Here is a 17,669-nt window from a genome sequence, read left to right as displayed (position 1 = left end):
GAGATTGTCATTTGGCTTGAGTTGAGTGAACTCAAGACAAACGGGATTGTCATTTGGCTTGAGTTGAGTGAACTTGAGACAAACGGAGTTGTCATTTGGCTTGAGTTGAGTGAACTCGAGACAAACGGAGTGGTCATTCGTCTTGAGTTGAGCGATTTCTTGCCACACGCATGCGCGATTGCACTCTAGCCTCCGACCAAATCCATTCCAATACAAAAAGGAAGGGCTTTACGCCCTTCCCTTATAAATTTAGTAATGTCATTCCGTTTGGTACTATATGTCTGAATAAACGAGTGTGTTGCTTATCGTTTTTCTAGGTGTTAATTTATACTTTGCTCGCATCGGAACCACATTACTTTCTGCGTATTGGTCACTACCTGTTGAAATGCAAATTTCTTCACACTTGCACATCTAAACTTAATTATACACCACTGTCATTTATATACATCTACTAGCCTTCGCTATTTCTTTACACAGTTACTTCTAGCATTATGGTAAACAACAGATAGTCCTGATACGCTGAGTAGCACTTTCACTGCTACTGCGAACCTTTAAGACGGTTCTGTCGTAAAGAGTGAAACGCCAATCTTTACTTACAGTTGCATCTCTCTCTTTACTAACTACATAGTACTATGTAAGCGTTTACTTGTCAAGCGTTTTATTCATCTTTTTTCACTTTTTCTTTATAAATTATTGATTCAATCTCTTCGTCCAAAAGAACCTGTCGAATCAGGTTAAATGCACTCCAAACAGAGTATTCACGGTTCTGATTTCGCTTGTATCCAAAGTGGAATTTCTTCGCAAAAGTAGACTTCTCTTTAACCGCCACACCAATCCAGACAGTTCCCGGTATCTCACCCTCTAGTGAACTTGGCCCTGCCGCTCCCGTTAAGGATACAGCGAGATCTGCCCCAAACGCTTCAAGTGCCTTTTCAGCCATCTCAAATGCACACTCTGCACTCACTACGCCATGCGTTTCAATGACTTCCTCATCTACACCTAGAACTTCTTTTTTAATGGATTCATCATACGTAACCATCCCTCCATCAAAAAATAGGCCGGCTTCAAATAAGCTCGACAATTCACTTAAAAATGCGCCCCCTGTTAAACTCTCAGCCCCAGTTATTTTAAGCTCCTTCTCTTTGAGTAGCTTTCTTACAATATTAGGTAAATTTTGATCACCGTAGCCAATAATATAAGGAGCAACACTTTTTTCAATCTCACTCTCAGCTTTAGCAATGAGTTGATGAACCTCATCGGCGTCAAGACCTCTCGCAGTAATCTGAACTTCAATCTCTAAACCCGCTGGAAAAATCTCAATAAATGTCGTGTCGTCAGATACCAAAATATCACCGAGATTTCTCTGCGCTTGAGCCATTGTTAAACCAAACAGTCGGACAAGCTTTGTTGAGACGACTTGTCCATTCAAAAGATGCTCAATAATAAGTGGCCAAGCTTTCTCAGTAAACATGGGTTTTAATTCATCAGTTGGTCCTGGTAGTAAGATATACGTATGGGTATCAGATTGATAAAACATTCCCAAAGCTAGACCTGTGACATTCACTAACGGAATCGAATCAAGTAAAGTTAGCGCTTGAAGTTGGTTATTTTTTGGCATGATTAAGTCTGAATTTTTATGGTAAGTAATAATTCGGTTTTGTGTGTCATCATCTAAGACCAGTGGTTTATCGAGATGCTCTGATAGGGTTGTTTTGACGATATCGTCATCATCAGGACCTAAGCCACCTGTAAACACGAGTACATCTGCTTGTTGCTCTGCTTTCTCAATCGTTTCCAATAGTTTTTCTTTAGAATTATCAATCATAACTGCTTGAGTCACATTAATACCTACAGAAGTCAACTCGCGAGCAATAAAAGCTGCATTTTTATTCTCAACTAAGCCTTTTAACAAACTCGAACCGACTGATATAATCTCTGCTTTCATTCAATCAACCTCCCAAATTTTTTTACTTTTATTATCTTTCAGTTTACCACAATTGTGTAGTGGATAGAAAAACTGTACGAGTGCATTTTACGAGAATGGTCGCCTAAGTAAATGGATATCATTTGCAGATAAAGCGTATATATAGTAAGCTTATTGTACAATAATAATAAAGATAATAGAAAAATAAGGAGGAAAAATTATGGTACAAGCAAAAGAGAAATTAATCGAAAAAGTAATTGCATGCCAAAAAGCTTGCGAGCACTGTTTTGATAGATGCTTACAAGAAGAAGACGTAAAAATGATGGCGGAATGTATTCGGACAGACCGAGACTGTGCTGATATATGTGGTATGGTTGTATCTTTCTCACATCGTCAAAGTCCATTGTTAGATGAATTGATTGCGTTGTGTATTAAAGCTTGTGATACTTGTGCAAGTGAATGTGAACAACATGATCACGATCACTGTAAAGAATGCGCTAAAGCGTGTCGTGAATGCGAATCAGCATGTAAAGAATATTTAGCAGTATAATTTATTAGAAGACGAGTATAAGTTCCTAAAGGAGGCTTATACTCATTTTTTGTCTCAACTTTAAAAACAGAATCGTTTCATTTTGTCTTATCTATATTGCTCCGTTATACTTACGGTACAAACATCTAAGGAGACTATCGCCATGAAAAAAATCAATTACAAACACATAAATAATCAACAACTTATCGATATCCGTGGACAACTGGACTATCAAGCTGGACATGGTCCAAAGACGCTGAATCTTAATCCAAGTAATTTCAAAAATTACGCCTCATCATTTATCGCATCGGATCAAGCTATCATTTTTATTATTGATGAAGAATCAAAAGATTTCATTGATGAGCTTGAATTATTGAGCCAAGAAGTCGGATTTATTGATGTTCAAGGATATATTTTAGCACACGATATTCCGATAGAAAGCAGACAACAAATCAAATCCATCAACGTACATGATTTTCTTGCAGTAGAAGATGACTATATTTTACTTGATCTCAGACATCCTGATGAGATTACACGTCCTGCCCCTGAAGAGAATTTAATTAATATTCCACTTGAAGACTTACCTTCCACTTACCAAAAGTTAGATAAAGACCAGAAGATTTATACACTATGTGGCTCAGGTAATCGCGCAACTGCAGCTGCTTCTTTTCTAGCTAATAAAGGCTATAAACCTGTCGTCATTGAAGGTGGGATGAAAGCCGTTCAAGAGGCAGTTTATTAACTTTTTTCAATGTTGATAAAGTCAGTGTATCCAAAGATAGTATTTATAGATATAATAGGTTACATAACAATACACTTTATTAACAAATAAAAAAGGAGAAAGCGATGTTAACACCCATCATTTTACTTATTGTCTTTACTCTGTTAAATGGTTTTTTCTCTGGTTCAGAGATGGCATTTATAACTGCGAATAAAGACAAATTAGAGAAAGAAGCCGAATCTGGGAGCAAAAAGGCTCAACTCGCATTAAAGCTATATAACAATCAAGATCGCGTTTTAGCGGTTGTCCAAGTGGCGATTACTTTAATCGGAACGTTAAACTCATCTTTTGCAACGAGTGGGTTATCACAATTCATTTCACCTTATCTTGGTGCACAAGGTGCGGCGATCGTTATTTCGCTCATTGTAACTGTATTAACTTTAATTTTCGGGGAATTATTACCTAAATCAATTGGGCAAGCCATTCCTGAAAAATATTCAAAAGCATCGGCACGTATTTTAAATCTGATTTACACGATTTTTAAACCGGTCGTTTGGTTTTTAACTGTCACGTTAAACTTCTTTCAATCGCTTCTTCCGATTGACTTTTCCAATGAAGATGAGAAATTAACTTTCTCAAATATCCGTGAAATTGTGATTCGAGGTGGTGAAGAAGGAGCGCTTGAATCGGATGAAGTTGGCATGATGCAAGGTGTTCTGAAACTGAACCGGAAAAATGTTCGTGAGGTGATGGTGCCTCGTAATCAAGCATTGATGATTGATATTAATAAAGAACGCGAAGTGAATCACGAAATCATCGTCAATTCGACATTTTCAAGACTGCCTGTGTATCAAGATGACAAAGATAATATTTTAGGTGTAGTTTTAGTGAAGGACTACTTGCGTGCGAGTGTCCTGGTCGGCGATTACACCCAAGTCGATTTAAAAGATTTAGCTCATGATCCTTTAAATGTTCCTGAAACTTTACTATTAGATGATTTATTCTCGCAAATTCAACAAACGAGCAATCATATTGCGGTTGTAAAAGACGAATACGGTCAAACCGTTGGGCTCGTTACTTTAGAAGATATTATCGAGGAAATTGTTGGAGAGATTTATGATGAATATGATACGGTCGAAGAAGATGCTCTAGTGCAAAAACTAGACGAATCATCATGGCTAGTCAACGGTATTATGAATATCAATGACTTCAATGAATACTTTGGTACCATTGTGACAAGTAACGAAGTGGACACAATTGGTGGCTACTTCACATATAAATCCGAAATTATTCCAAGCGAAGATAAGATTGGCACAAGCCTTGAAATTGAAATGCTGATGCTTGAATTAATGCAAGTCAATGAAGCAACTGTAACTCAATTAAAAGTTACTCGCATTAAAGAATAACATAAATAAAGGCTCAAGAATGGTGATGAATTTATCACGGTTCTTGAGCCTTTTTAAATTATTTAGTTGTTGTCGCTAAGTCCCAATAAGTGACTTTTCCGGTTCCATCTCCAGTTATTTGTATCTTATCTTGGTTCGCATCGGGATAGACGCGTGAAGTAAAGACGGCTTCACCATCATTGACAAAGATTTCTAATGAGGACGTATCAGAGAAAATGTGTAATTGCGATAGTGATTCAAGTGGAAGCGTGCGCTTACGACGACCGTAGCCACTTTCTCCATGTCTTAATGTTAGTTCTCCGTCTTGATAAGTTACCGAAGTATCTTGTCGCAGTAGTAGTTCAAAATCTTTCGGTCGTTCATCAAAATCAATCAATAGTTCGTAGACTTCACCTCTTAATGTGTCAGAAGACAATTCAGTCAGTGAATACGACTGTTCTTGGCCACGCAGAGTTTGATCTTCCACTAAGGGGCGTTGTTTTAACATGCCGTCTTCAAAGTTTAACTCACGCGGTAAAGCCATCGCATGTTGCCAACCTCTCGCAATCGTTGGGTTATTGTATTCCGGCTGAGTATCGCCAATGCCCATCCAAACCCACATAATGCGGCGACCTTGGTCGTCTTCAAACGTTTGAGGTGCATAGAAATCAAATCCATGGTCCAACTCTCTAAAATCTTCTTCCACTTGGAACTTTAACTCATCCCAGTTCACTTGCCCGGTTAAGTAAGTGGCCGCATGTGGGTTATGATAGTTGTATGTTGTTGGCAGGATTCCTTGTGGTGAAAAAACTAAGATATCTTTACCTGACACATTAAAGTAATCCGGACATTCCCACATGTACCCTTGCTCTTCATCCCCTTCTAGAAATATACCTTCATATTCCCAATCATATAAATTAGGTGAGCTATAAATCAAGATGCTTCCCACATTAGTACGGCGTCTCGCACCTAAAATCAAGTAATATTTTCCATTTAATTCAAATACTTTTGGATCGCGAATATGATCCGTAAAACCTTCTGGGTATTCTGAGTGCGGAATGATCACTTCTCTTGATTCAATTGTAAAACCATCGGGCGAAACTACATGGACAGTATTTTGTTCGCGTCCACTAAAAGTATAATCATGGTCACCTTCATTTTTAACGTTACCTGTATAGAAGAAATGAATCTTATCGTCTAATACAATGGCACTGCCTGAATATACACCATCTTGGTCAAACGCTTGATCAGGTGACATAAAGATCTCTTCATCTTTAAAATGCACCATATCTGTCGACGTCTTGTGTCCCCAATGAGTTGCGCCACCTTTAGGGTCTTGGGGAACATATTGATGGTATAAATGATAGACACCATCAAATTGCACCGCCCCATTCGGGTCATTCAACCAGCCTGTTTCAGGCATTTGGTGATAACTGAGTCGCCATGGATCTGCCTCTACACTTGCCTTTAATTTTGCTTGAGCTGCTTGAATGTGTTTCCAGTTAATATATGCTTTTTTACTCATCAATTCGTCTCCTTTACCTCGATTTTAAACTTCTTCACGAATGGCTTTTCCTTGTAAACGAACTAAGATGAAGCCAACTATGAAAGCTGCTAAGCTCACGATAATGTATTGTGCTAAAGCTGTTAAGCTACCTGTATAAAGTAATAATCCAGGAATAAAAGTAATTCCCATACCAGTTGCTGCTAAGTCGAAGAGGTAAATTAAAAATCCTCCAACCGCACCCGCGACAATCCCTGAACCAAATATACGAAGTGATCTCATGTTAACACCGAATAATAAGGGTTCTGTAATCCCAAATAAAGTAGGCACCGCTGAACTGATCATGTTTGTACGTTTCACTTGGTCTTTCATTAAAAAAGCTGTTCCAATCGCAGCGCCAAATTGACCTGCCATACTCACTGTAGTTAAAGGCTGAATCACATTCAATCCCGTATCACTCAACAACGTTATTTCGATTAAACCAATTGAATGGTGTAAACCAGTAATAACAATTAATTGTTGAAGTGCTCCAAAGACTATGTAGCCAATACCTAACGGCGCATTGATTAAAGTGACGATACCATCAATGACAAAACTTTCAATTACTTGAATGATTGGACCTAACAGAAATAATATAACACCAATTGTAATCGTAATCGTTAAGAACGGCGTCACAATCAGATCCATCACTTTAGGCACCCATGTACGTAACCATTTGTCCAATTTACTAATCATCCAACCCGCAAGAATCGCCGGGAAAATCGAACCTTGATAGCCATAAATATCAATCCCGAAAATATTTATCGGACTCGCACTGCCGCCTCGAACGTCATAGGCATTCGGTAATTGTGGTGCTACCATCATCAACCCAACAACAATACCCAACAATGGGTTCCCACCAAATTTACGCGTTGCACTGTAGGCAATTAACACTGGTAAGAATGCAAAAGCCGTATCTGTTAGCATCGCAAAGAGTCCTGCAACATCTTCAGTCATCTCTAGACCAAGTTCAACTAGTAAACCACGCAGACCCATTAATAGCCCTGTCGTTACTAGCGCTGGAATTAAAGGCACTAAAATATCTGCTAAAATTCGAACAACTTTTTGAACAGGATTTAAGTTTGCATAAATATCATCTTTCATCGACCCATCATCATCTGAACTTGATTTTCCTAAATATTCATCTAATTCTTTAGTGACTTCATTGACTTTTCCTGTACCAAAAATAAACTGATGTTGCCCTGTTGAGAAGAAATATCCTTTACTCTCTTCAATATTATCTGCTTTCTCTTTATCTAACTTACTATCGTCTTTAAGCACGACACGCAAGCGCGTAGCACAGTGCTCATAGTTTTTTATATTCTCTTTACCACCAATGACATCCAACAACTGTTCAATTGATTTATCATATTTCCCCATGTTTATCCCTCCAGATAATTACAAAACTTGAAAACGGAACCGGTTCCATTAAATAGTAAAGCAAACGCTTGCAAATTGCAAGCGTTTTGTTATTTTATTTTTTTAGTGGATTGTTTTACATTTAATTGATTGGGCATCGTTTCCAGTAAGCTAACTGGATCCTCTTTCATCATCTGTTCGATCCGATTCAACGCTTTAATCCCTAAGCCATAAAACGGGTAATCGATGGTCGTAATACTTGGAAATGTATAATCAGATTCGCTATATCCCCCAAAACCGGATAAAGAAAAATCATCTGGAACAGATAGATTTAATTCGTTGGCTGCATTCAATATTCCGATCGCTATATGGTCCGTTGCAGCCGCGATATAAGTTGCCTCAGTCGTTGGTAAATAGTCTAAAGCTTGTTGATAAGCTTCTTTTCTTGAGAAACTCGTCTCATGGAATGCTGCTTCAAAACCTGCTTCTTTTACTGTATCCATAAACCCATTTCGTCTCAAAACCCCCACCGCATTGTCCTCTTCTGTGACGCCGACGTATAATATTTTTGTATGCCCTAATTCCAAGGCATGTTCAGCAATCAATCTGCCCGCTTCATAATCTTGATGGACAAGACTTGGAACGCCCTCAATTTGTTGGCCTAGAATGAGGGTAGGAATGCTTAATTGAGTTACTTGTTTCTTTAAGTCCTCATCCATCATACTCGCGATGAGAATGATGCCTCCGACTTTTTGCCTTTCCAATAAAGAGATATTCTCTTTCTCACGTTCAATACTCAAGTTGGAATTGGTTAACATTAGTTGATAGCCTTTTTCATGCGCAACGTCATCGAGCCCTTTTAACACTTGATTTGTCGATGGGGAATCGAATCTTGGCAGAACCACACCAATCATATTTGAGTGCTGGGCTTTTAAACTTTGGGCAAATTGATTCGGCACGTAGCCAGTTTCTTCGATGATGGCTTGGATTTTTTCACGTGTCTTATCACTCACAGATCCATTATTTAAATACCGGGATACCGTGCTTTTTGCCACTCCCGCACGCTTCGCAATGTCATTTAATGTCGTCAATTCTTTCACCTCTTCATCTATTTAACATTATATTACCATATCGGACCAATAAACTCATTGTCCAAATTCAAATCCTAACATTCCATTAGAATAATCCACCACACTTCGGTATAACTATCAAATTAAATGAAATTTTAGTATATTAGAGATACTTAATTAATCATTGGAGGTCATTACTATCAAATTCGAACATAAAATGCGTGGAAATGTGTCAGTTGGTGTTAACCCAATTGGGTGTAAACAAGAAGTGAATAATCAAATTGACTTTGTTAAAGAACAAGGTGCTTATGAAGGCCCTAAAAAAGTTTTAATCATTGGTGCGTCTTCAAGTTACGGTTTAGCGACACGTATTAGCCTCGCTTTCGGTGCGAATGCGGATACGATTGGTGTATCATTTGAAAAAGGTCCTAAATCAGAAAAAAACTTAGGGACAGCAGGTTGGTATAACAATATCTACTTTAAACAAGCCGCAGAAGCCGAAGATTTAATCGCGAAAAACTTCGTCCAAGATGCTTTCAGTCACGAAACGAAGCAAGATGTTATTAAATACATCAAAGAAGAATTTGGTGGTAAAGTTGATCTGGTTGTATACAGTCTTGCGTCAAGTGTCCGCACAGATCCTGATACCGGCGAACGCTTTAATTCAGTGATTAAATCGATTGACCAAACAGTTGTCGGACCGAATGTAAATATTCAAAAACAAGAGTTCTTTGAGCACGTCTTAGAACCTGCGACACAAGAAGAAATTGCCGATACAGTCAAAGTGATGGGGGGCGAAGATTGGCAATTATGGATGGAAGCTTTAAAAGAAGCAGGTGTCCTAGAAGAAGATGTTTTAACAGTAAATTACTCATACTTAGGTTCTGATCTAAACCGTCCTTACTATGGTGGCGGTACTTTAGGTCAAGCAAAAGCAGACTGTGAAGTGAAAGCTGATAATGTCAACGAATTATTAACTGACATTGGTGGTAAAGCAACAATCGTTGTCGCAACAGCTGTAACGACCAAGGCAAGTTCAGTGATTCCATTCTTCCCAGTGTATTGCATGGGGATTTATCGCATCATGGCTGATAACGGAACGCACGAAACACCAATTATGCACCAAGACCGTATTTACCGTGATATGTTATATGGTAACAATGCAATGTATGATGACAAAGGACGCCTACGTCCAGATAGTTGGGAGTTAGATCCAGAAGTTCAAAAAGAAGCCGAAACTTTAACTCACACGATTAATGAAGATAATTTCACTTCGGATAAAACCGGTTATAGTATCTTTATGAAAGAATATTTAAACTTGGCTGGCTTTGACGTTGACGGTTATAACGAAGCCGAAGGCGAAGAAACAACTCTAGATGATTTACTTGCTTTAGAATTCTAAAAATTCAAACACAAAATCAGTTCGCCTGTCCTTCGCGAACTGTTTTTTGCTGTCTGAGGCCTTTCATTTGGCTTTTATTCACTATATACTTAAGATTAATTAAAGGATAAGGAGAATGAAAGCTGCCATTATTGTGGATAGTACTGCAGGATTAACTGAAGAAACGATAAAATTCTCGAATGTTTACCAAGTATATCTTAGTACCATATTTGAAGATGGAACTGTGTATGCTGATTCTCCCGATGAGACTTTAACGAAAGACGTTTACGAGAGAATGGACACTGAGAAAAACCTACCAAAAACTGCTCAATCCGATACGAAACACATTAACGATGTATTTGAGCAACTCATTCAAGAGGGCTACGACACGGTCTTTGGTATTTTACTCTCTGAGAAAATCAGTGGAACATTTCATTCTGTTCAAGCGACTTCCTGAGAATTCAGCGATCAATTAGACATTCATTTAATTGATTCACAGCTGACTTCTTTTGTGATGGAGGCTATGGTACTGAATTTAGTTGAACTCATTCAACGTCAATTTGAACCAAATGACATTGTTACTCGTATCAAGCATTTGCTTGAACAATCAGCCTTTTACTTCACTACAGCAAAACTGGATAACTTAGTGAAAGGTGGGCGCGTTAACCCCTTAAGCGGTTTACTTAGCAATGCCCTCGAAATCATCCCGATCATTACAATGAGTGCAGAATCAGATGGGGAAGTTAGTGTTCCAGATGAAATCCGAACGAAGAAAAGAGCACAAGACCGCTTGTTTGAAATTGCGGATGCACACATTCAACAATATCCGAAATACGCATACGTGGCGGTTGGACATACAGGGGGAGAAGCGAATGCCCTAGTCATGCGAAATCGTATTTAAGCTGATTACCCAGATTTAGCCATTCGATTTAGCTTTATTTCGCCCTTCCGCACACACTAATTAAATAGAATCATTCGCTAGCCATTCAGCAATCACTTTGACTGTCAAGTCAGGTTGATCTTCATATAGATTGTGGCTAGCTTTTTGTATGACTTTATAATCGACATAAGGATTTTGACGTTCTTTAAGTCTTTGCATTTTAATCGGTAACTCCTCTTCGGAATCACTTAATAGCAATAAGGTCGGAGTTTTGTAATCCGGTCGGATAATTGTTAATTTCATCGCATCATTTAACTCTAGTAATTCAAGTAAGGCTTCTTCAGACAACTCATCGTTATCTATATTTCTTAGTACTTCTTTCGTCTCTTCCATAGATTCTACGAGTGTCTTACCGACATCTTCATTGGTTAAGATTCCCCCATCCAACATAATCACTCGTTCAATTTGGGTCAGGCGGGTAGATAAGTATGCTGCGATTTCGGCCCCGATAGAATGCCCCATCAAGATGATCTCTTCATCTGGAAAATACCCTTCAAAATAAGCTAGTAACTCTTCAAAATCATAAATGGTGATATCTTTCGCACCGAACTGTCCCGGTAAATCTAGATAAGTAAATTCATAGCCTTTTTCTTCCAATGAATCTCGTAACTCCAATGCATCTTCTCGACCGCCTCCAAAACCATTAATAAAAAATATTTTCTTACTCATCTTTATGACCTCTTTTCTATAATGACTCTTCACCAAGTAGGTTGCGTTAGTATAACACATCGCCTTTAAAAAACATCCTTAAAGACTTTTACTTAATTTAACCCTGAGCGAATGGCTTGAGTCCATTGTTCCATGCGTTCTTTTTCACGGCCGTTATTTAGACCGCTCGTTGATAAGACACTGACGACTTCATAAGATTGAAACACTGGGTGTTTAATAATTTCTTTATAGGCTGTTTTCCCATTCGCAATAATGAGTTTGATTGGAATACCTTTTAACACGGTTTCAAAATCATTTAAGGTTGGATTCTTTATCTTATGATCTAAACTTCCCTCTCTTTGCGCCGTCGCATACACATCCCAAAGACCGATGCCGTGGGCTTGTAAGGTTTCTAAGCGTTCTTGGTAATCCACGGGGTCAGGAATTTCTAAGGCATTAAAAACAACCCGCCAAAATGCATTCCCGGGGTTGCCGTAGTATTGTTGCTTTCGTAAAGACGGCACACCTGGGTGGCTACCCAAAATGAGGATGCGCGTTGCTTGATTGACGACTGGTCCAAAACTATGCGTATCTTCCATATCACATTCTCCTTAAGCCTATTTTTGTTGCAAAAAGCTCCTTCTAAAGAAGCCTAAGCTTTTACTTTAGAAAGAGCGACTAATTACTTATTAATTTAGTCTTTGATTGGTTTGTATTCGACTTCTAAACCTTTCTTCACAGCAGGACGCTCTGCAATGCGGCGAGCCCATTCTAATACATTTGGGTATGAATCGATGTCTAAGAATTCAGCTGAACCTTCATATAAATCATCTAGAACAAGACGGCCATACCACGACCAGTTTACGATATCTGCAATGGTATATTCTTCACCTGCAATATATGGACGTTTCCCTAAAGTCTTATCTAGTAAGTCTAATTGGCGTTTTGTTTCCATTGTGAAGCGATCAATCGGGTATTTCATTTTTTCTGGTGCATAGGCAAAGAAGTGTCCAAAGCCTCCACCAACATAAGGTCCTGCACCAATTTGCCAGAATAGCCAATTCATCGTCTCAGTGCGACCATGGATGTCTGTTGGAATTAATTTATTAAATTTCTCAGCTAAATAAAGTAAAATTGAACCCGATTCAAAGATTTCTAATCGTGGCTCTTGGCTTTGATCAACCAAGGCCGGAATCTTAGAGTTTGGATTGATTTCTACAAAATCCGAACCAAATTGGTCCCCGTCGCCGATATTTATTAGATACACATCATAATCAACATCCACACCTAATTCTTTTAATTCTTCAAACATAATTGTTGCTTTAATTCCATTTGGTGTTGCTAGCGAATAGAGTTGGAATGGCGCTTCTCCTACAGGCAATGTTTGTTCGAAACGACTCCCTGCAGTTGGGCGATTACCCCCTAAATCTGAATTTTCGTCTTCCCATTTCCACACTTTTGGTAATTCATATGCCGTCATTATAACACTCCTTATATAGTTTATTCGTAGCTTTATCATACTACTTTTACTGAGCTTTTCCCAAGTATTCGCTTAGAAATTATTCCCGCTAATTTTATAGGTAATTTCACTAAGGTCTCTACCTAACTGTGCTATAATAGTCTTTAGCAATAATATTTAAGGAGAGATTACAATTTATATATTAACTATTTCACTTGTGCTTATCTTGGCTTTGATTGCTATGCGCATTTCAAGTGATTTAAAGATACCACAATTACTTTTGTTCATGCTCTTAGGTGTTTCTTTTAATTTTTTTGGCGCAGATTTCACGAATTATAATTTTTCCAATCAAGTATCTTCCATAGCTCTGATGTTCATTATTTTCTACGGAGGGTTTGGTACAAAATGGAAGATGTCAAAGCCAGTTGCAAAAGAAGCTATTACTTTAAGTTTCCTCGGAACGGTTCTAACCGCTTTGATCACCGGACTCTTCGTTTATTTAGTCTTTGATTTTTCTTTACTTGAGGCTATGTTACTTGGATCCATTGTTGGTTCGACCGATTATGCCAGTGTATCGGACGTTCTCGTCTCTCGACGCTTAAAATTAAGATACAATACAGACTCATTACTAGAGTTAGAATCAGGATCGAATGACCCGACCGCTTATACGATGGTCGTACTATTCTCCACGCTACTTCAAGGAAAAAACGTCAATGTTCCTGTCTTAATTATCTTACAAGTTGGGATCGGTTTATTACTCGGCTTTGCTTTAGGGTGGGTATTCATCCGTATTCTCGACTACTTAAATACTCGAGAAAATATGGAAGTCATTCTGTTAGCTGCCGCTGCGTTATTCACTTATGAATTCACAAACCAAATTGGTGGTAACGGCTACTTAGCGGTTTATATCTTTGGTATTTATATTGGTAATAAAGAATTCGTTGGTAAGCGTGAGGTTGTCTTCTTCTTTGATAGCTTTACAAACTTAGCGCAAATTGGACTATTCTTCTTACTTGGTCTTTTATCTGATCCAAGTTCGATTATTGCTATGTTGCCGATTGCCTTAGTGATTATGTTATTTATGACATTTATTGCGCGTCCTGCCTCAGTTTATGGTTTAATGGCGCCCTTTAAGTTGAATAAAAATCAACTGCCTGTCATTGCCTTTGCCGGACTACGAGGAGCTGCGGCAATTGCCTTCGCCATTAGTGTGGTCAATTCTGACACACCATTCTTGAACGACCTCTATCATATTGTCTTTGATATTTGTCTGTTATCATCGCTCATTCAAGGAGGTTATTTACCAACCTTATCTAAGAAAATGGATATGGTTGATCCTGAAGATGCGTCTTTACGTAACTTCAACTCGTTACAAGATAAGAGTGACGTCGGCTTTTTAGCTACTAAGATAGAAGCAGACAGTGACTTAGTGAATTCTTATATTCGAGATATCACAATGGCTTTTGATTTTATTATCGCAAAAGTCCTTCGTCACGGCGAAACGATTGTCCCGAACGGCGATGTGCAGCTTAAAGTTGGCGATGTGATTGTCTTAGCTGGACGTTCTTACTTCGATGTGGTCGGAACGGACTTACTAGAATTTCGAATCAACAGCCACCACAATTGGGTTAATAAACAGATTAAAAATATTCGCTTAGAACGTGACTCCTTAATCGTCTTAGTCTTAAGAGGCGATAATGAGTTGATTGTTCCAAATGGGGATACAACTATCCTTGATCAGGATACCGTCTTAGTTTTAGAAGCATCTAATGCGAAGTAAATAGAAAAATAGCGAGGCGTGAATGCCTCGCGATTTTTGTGTGCACTGACTTGAGTTGGGGCGTCTTGTGCCATACCGAACGTCCATTTGGCTTAAATTTGTCAATCTTGTGCCATACCACACGTCCATTTGCTCAAGTTCCGCTTACTGACCTTCTTCAAAAGCGATACAAATGCTTACCAAACCGATTCATGTTAGAATGAAGTTAAGAAACTTTAGGAGGATGATTTTTTTGAATCAAGAACTCGTTGAAATTTGCTTACGCGTGAGAGACATTGAAGCTACATTAGACTTTTATACGAATTTGTTCGACTTTGAGGTGGCAAGTCGTAGAGAATTCCCAGAGAATAGGTTTGATTTAATCTACTTAAACTCACCTGGTTCATCAGTACAAATTGAATTAACTTACAATTATGATGCTGAGCCATATAATGTGGGAGATGGATTTAGTCATTTAGGGGTGACTGTTAGTGATTTAGAAAAAATGCATGAAGTGTGTAAAGCTTCAGCTTATGAAACAGGTGACCTAAGAGGTTTAACAGGAGGCACACCAACTTACTTCTTCGTAACAGATCCAGACGGATACCGTATTGAAGTTAAACGTGCAAAATAAGTCATAAAACAAAAATGTCAGTGTATTGGAAAAATAACCAATGCACTGACATTTTTTGCCTTTATTTAGTTAAGCTGTCTTAGCTTTATCTCGACCAGACTCAGCTCGGTAAGCTTTATAATGTTCTGGGTCTTTTTTGTAGAAATCTTGGTGATATTCTTCTGCTTCATAGAACACATCTGCGGGTGTGATTTCTGTAACGATTGGTTTATCATAAGCGCCGCTTTGTTCTAATGCCTCTTTAGACGCTTCTGCCTTTAATTTTTGTTCTTCTGTTAAGTAGAAGATACCAGGTCGATAGGATGAACCACGGTCAATAAACTGTCCACCCGCATCAGTTGGGTCACTAATATTCCAATAAATATCTAAGATTTTCTCATAAGAAATGATACTTGGATCAAATTCAATTTGAACTGCTTCAGTGTGTCCCGTTTCTCCACTTTTAACAGCTTCATATGTTGGATTCACAACATGCCCGCCTGTATAACCTGAAGTTACTGAATGAACGCCATCCCATTGATCGAATGGTTGAATCATACACCAGAAGCATCCGCCTGCTAAAATTGCTGTTTCGTGTCGTTTTGTCATATAAATCCCCTTCTCTTCTATGTATTCAAGTTCTTAGTTTTCTAATTCTGGTAATGGCACATCGAACATTGGATATGTCTCACCGTTATATACTTCATGTATTTTCTCTTCAACATCATCTGTTTGGTAAATTTCTGCTATTTTTAAGTATAATGGGTTATCTTTATTCTCTTCTAAAGTTGTAATGGTATTGATGTACATTGGATTAACTTTACCCACATCTTCTGCATCATTGAAGATAGCGTCATTAATGGATAAACCTGCATCATTGGCAAAATTTGTATTAATTAAAGCTGCATCCACATCTGGTAAAGATAGTGCCGCAAAGTTTGGTTCAACAAGCACCATTTCTAAATTCTTAGGGTTCGCTGTAATATCTTCCTCATCCGCGTAAATCCCAACTTCATCATCAACTTCAATTAATCCAGCAATCTCTAAAGCTAAAAGCGCCCGTCCTAACGTTGAGGGATCGTTTGGTAAAGCAATGCTTCCGCCTTCTGGAATATCGTCTGGAGAGGCATATTTCTCAGAATATAGACCTAAGGGCATTAAGATTGTATTGGCAATCGCATAGACCGTGCCGTCATTATCTTCGTTCCAAGATTTAATAAACGGATGCCCTTGGAAACCACTCATATCAAGCGAGCCATTTTGCAGTGCGACGTTTGGTTGATTGTAATCATTAAACAGAACCAGTTCTAAAGTAATTCCTTCCTCTTCCAAAGCTTTCTCTGCTACATATTCCCATAGTTCAAGTCCTGTATCACTTACAACACCGACGATAACCGTTTCACCTTCAAACTCTTTTGTTTCCTCAGCTGAAGCAGCTGGTAAAAGCCATTGGCCACTCACTAATAGGATACTTAATACGATACCAAATACACGTTTGATATGTTTCATTATATTCTCTCCCTTAAGCTATTATTCTTCCAGACCTTGCAACTTTTTTGAATAAAAAAAGTGGTTCTACAATTTTTGATGTTGGTGAGAAAGTCTCACTGACATCTTTTTTTACATCTAAAATGAAATAGCCAGTGAATTCTACTATAATTTAGTTACGACACAAAAATATAGTTAGGAGAATTCACATGGCTATTGATAATTTTATCGCAAACTTCTTAGAAATTAAAGACCCAAATATCGAATTTCATGAAGCGTTTCAAACAATAAAAGAAAATGGCGTTACTACCAAAATACTCTCTGGGACGTTATCATATCCTCTAGAAGCCTGTCCTAAGTGTGGTGTGCGCAATAAGTCAACCCAAGACATGATTAAGTACGGGTTCGCTGAGAGCACTATAAAACTGCCTAGTATGAACTTTAATGCGCTCGTATTAAAGTTAAAGAAACAAAAATATCAATGTAAACATTGTGGAGAGTATAGCTTGGTAACTACACCCTTGGTTGATCCTGGCTGTTTTATATCCAATGACCTTAAACGAATGGTTGCGGTAGAGCTAGGTGAAGTCCAATCTATGACGCTGATTGCGCGTCGTTACTCTATATCTGATTATACGGTCGTGAAGGTTCTTAAAAAAGCAGGCAAAGCATTGGCCCCATCTTACCGCACCTTGCCTGAACACATTGGGATTGATGAGTTTAAATCAGTGAAGAGTGTTCAAGAATCGATGTCATGTATCTTAATGGATGCCCATGAGAAAAAACTATTCGACATTTTACCGGACCGTAAACAAAACGCGATACGGGACTATTTTATGCGCTATTCATT

Annotated in this window: 17 protein-coding genes and 1 pseudogene; 9 read left to right on the top strand and 9 right to left on the bottom strand. The window is 38.3% G+C overall.

All coding sequences use genetic code 11. The features are described from left to right. A partial coding sequence (locus HW423_RS09875; protein WP_218931744.1) for a hypothetical protein occupies nucleotides 1-189 on the top strand: 189 nt, incomplete at its 5' end. A gap of 469 nt (nucleotides 190-658) precedes the next feature. On the opposite strand, the gene HW423_RS09870 is transcribed toward HW423_RS09875, so the two are convergent. After that, nucleotides 659-1,945, bottom strand: coding sequence for a competence/damage-inducible protein A (locus HW423_RS09870; protein WP_218931743.1), 1,287 nt, complete (start codon nucleotides 1,943-1,945; stop codon nucleotides 659-661). Nucleotides 1,946-2,144: 199 nt separating this feature from the next. Here HW423_RS09870 and HW423_RS09865 point away from each other — a divergent pair, with 199 nt between their 5' ends. The 3 genes from HW423_RS09865 (at nucleotide 2,145) to HW423_RS09855 (ending at nucleotide 4,580) form a co-directional block, all read left to right on the top strand. Beyond that, a complete protein-coding gene (locus HW423_RS09865; protein ID WP_218931742.1) occupies nucleotides 2,145-2,474 on the top strand; it encodes a four-helix bundle copper-binding protein in 330 nt (109 codons plus the stop codon). A 142-nt stretch (nucleotides 2,475-2,616) separates the two neighbouring features. Further along, nucleotides 2,617-3,195, top strand: a complete 579-nt coding sequence (locus tag HW423_RS09860; RefSeq protein ID WP_218931741.1) for a rhodanese-like domain-containing protein — start codon at nucleotides 2,617-2,619, stop codon at nucleotides 3,193-3,195. Nucleotides 3,196-3,299: 104 nt separating this feature from the next. Beyond that, on the top strand, nucleotides 3,300-4,580 hold the full coding sequence (locus HW423_RS09855; protein WP_218931740.1) for a hemolysin family protein: 1,281 nt from the start codon (nucleotides 3,300-3,302) through the stop codon (nucleotides 4,578-4,580). Between the two features lie 58 nt (nucleotides 4,581-4,638). Here HW423_RS09855 and HW423_RS09850 read toward each other — a convergent pair whose 3' ends face one another. The 3 genes from HW423_RS09850 to HW423_RS09840 all read right to left on the bottom strand — a co-directional run bounded on the left by HW423_RS09850 (nucleotide 4,639) and on the right by HW423_RS09840 (nucleotide 8,552). Beyond that, nucleotides 4,639-6,084 carry a glycoside hydrolase family 32 protein gene (locus tag HW423_RS09850; protein ID WP_218931739.1) on the bottom strand — a complete coding sequence of 482 codons (1,446 nt, stop codon included), beginning with the start codon at nucleotides 6,082-6,084 and terminating at the stop codon, nucleotides 4,639-4,641. Nucleotides 6,085-6,108: 24 nt separating this feature from the next. Then, complete coding sequence (locus HW423_RS09845) at nucleotides 6,109-7,482, bottom strand: PTS transporter subunit EIIC (protein WP_218931738.1); 1,374 nt, start codon at nucleotides 7,480-7,482, stop codon at nucleotides 6,109-6,111. Nucleotides 7,483-7,571: 89 nt separating this feature from the next. Beyond that, entirely contained in the window at nucleotides 7,572-8,552 is a 981-nt protein-coding gene (locus HW423_RS09840) for a LacI family DNA-binding transcriptional regulator (protein ID WP_218931737.1), read from the bottom strand. A gap of 178 nt (nucleotides 8,553-8,730) precedes the next feature. Between HW423_RS09840 and fabV the strand changes: the two genes are divergently transcribed. Then, nucleotides 8,731-9,933, top strand: coding sequence for an enoyl-ACP reductase FabV (fabV, locus tag HW423_RS09835; protein ID WP_218931745.1), 1,203 nt, complete (start codon nucleotides 8,731-8,733; stop codon nucleotides 9,931-9,933). A gap of 115 nt (nucleotides 9,934-10,048) precedes the next feature. Further along, a pseudogene (locus tag HW423_RS11230) lies at nucleotides 10,049-10,813 on the top strand (DegV family protein). A gap of 60 nt (nucleotides 10,814-10,873) precedes the next feature. Here the strand turns inward: HW423_RS11230 and HW423_RS09820 are convergent. From HW423_RS09820 to yghU, 3 genes are all read right to left on the bottom strand, one after another. Further along, nucleotides 10,874-11,521 (bottom strand): alpha/beta fold hydrolase, encoded by a 648-nt coding sequence (locus HW423_RS09820; protein WP_218931734.1) that lies wholly within the window; start codon nucleotides 11,519-11,521, stop codon nucleotides 10,874-10,876. A 92-nt stretch (nucleotides 11,522-11,613) separates the two neighbouring features. Continuing rightward, on the bottom strand, nucleotides 11,614-12,099 hold the full coding sequence (locus HW423_RS09815; protein WP_218931733.1) for a DNA-deoxyinosine glycosylase: 486 nt from the start codon (nucleotides 12,097-12,099) through the stop codon (nucleotides 11,614-11,616). A gap of 95 nt (nucleotides 12,100-12,194) precedes the next feature. After that, nucleotides 12,195-12,980, bottom strand: coding sequence for a glutathione-dependent disulfide-bond oxidoreductase (yghU, locus tag HW423_RS09810; RefSeq protein ID WP_218931732.1), 786 nt, complete (start codon nucleotides 12,978-12,980; stop codon nucleotides 12,195-12,197). Nucleotides 12,981-13,146: 166 nt separating this feature from the next. Here yghU and HW423_RS09805 point away from each other — a divergent pair, with 166 nt between their 5' ends. Both HW423_RS09805 and gloA read left to right on the top strand, forming a co-directional pair. Further along, nucleotides 13,147-14,739: a potassium/proton antiporter gene (locus HW423_RS09805; RefSeq protein ID WP_328803171.1), complete on the top strand. Its 1,593-nt coding sequence runs from the start codon at nucleotides 13,147-13,149 to the stop codon at nucleotides 14,737-14,739. A gap of 232 nt (nucleotides 14,740-14,971) precedes the next feature. Beyond that, complete coding sequence (gloA, locus tag HW423_RS09800; protein ID WP_218931730.1) at nucleotides 14,972-15,352, top strand: lactoylglutathione lyase; 381 nt, start codon at nucleotides 14,972-14,974, stop codon at nucleotides 15,350-15,352. A gap of 69 nt (nucleotides 15,353-15,421) precedes the next feature. On the opposite strand, the gene msrA is transcribed toward gloA, so the two are convergent. Beyond that, a complete protein-coding gene (msrA, locus tag HW423_RS09795; RefSeq protein WP_218931729.1) occupies nucleotides 15,422-15,940 on the bottom strand; it encodes a peptide-methionine (S)-S-oxide reductase MsrA in 519 nt (172 codons plus the stop codon). Nucleotides 15,941-15,973: 33 nt separating this feature from the next. Continuing rightward, nucleotides 15,974-16,840: a MetQ/NlpA family ABC transporter substrate-binding protein gene (locus HW423_RS09790; RefSeq protein WP_218931728.1), complete on the bottom strand. Its 867-nt coding sequence runs from the start codon at nucleotides 16,838-16,840 to the stop codon at nucleotides 15,974-15,976. Nucleotides 16,841-17,028: 188 nt separating this feature from the next. Between HW423_RS09790 and HW423_RS09785 the strand changes: the two genes are divergently transcribed. Continuing rightward, nucleotides 17,029-17,669 (top strand): transposase family protein (locus HW423_RS09785; protein WP_218931727.1); only part of this gene is annotated, 641 nt, incomplete at its 3' end.

The sequence above is a fragment of the Ruoffia halotolerans genome (assembly GCF_014049385.1).
Lineage (GTDB): Bacteria > Bacillota > Bacilli > Lactobacillales > Aerococcaceae > Ruoffia > Ruoffia halotolerans.
Note: the sequence above shows the minus strand (reverse complement) of the source record. Positions and strands in the feature narration are given on the sequence as shown.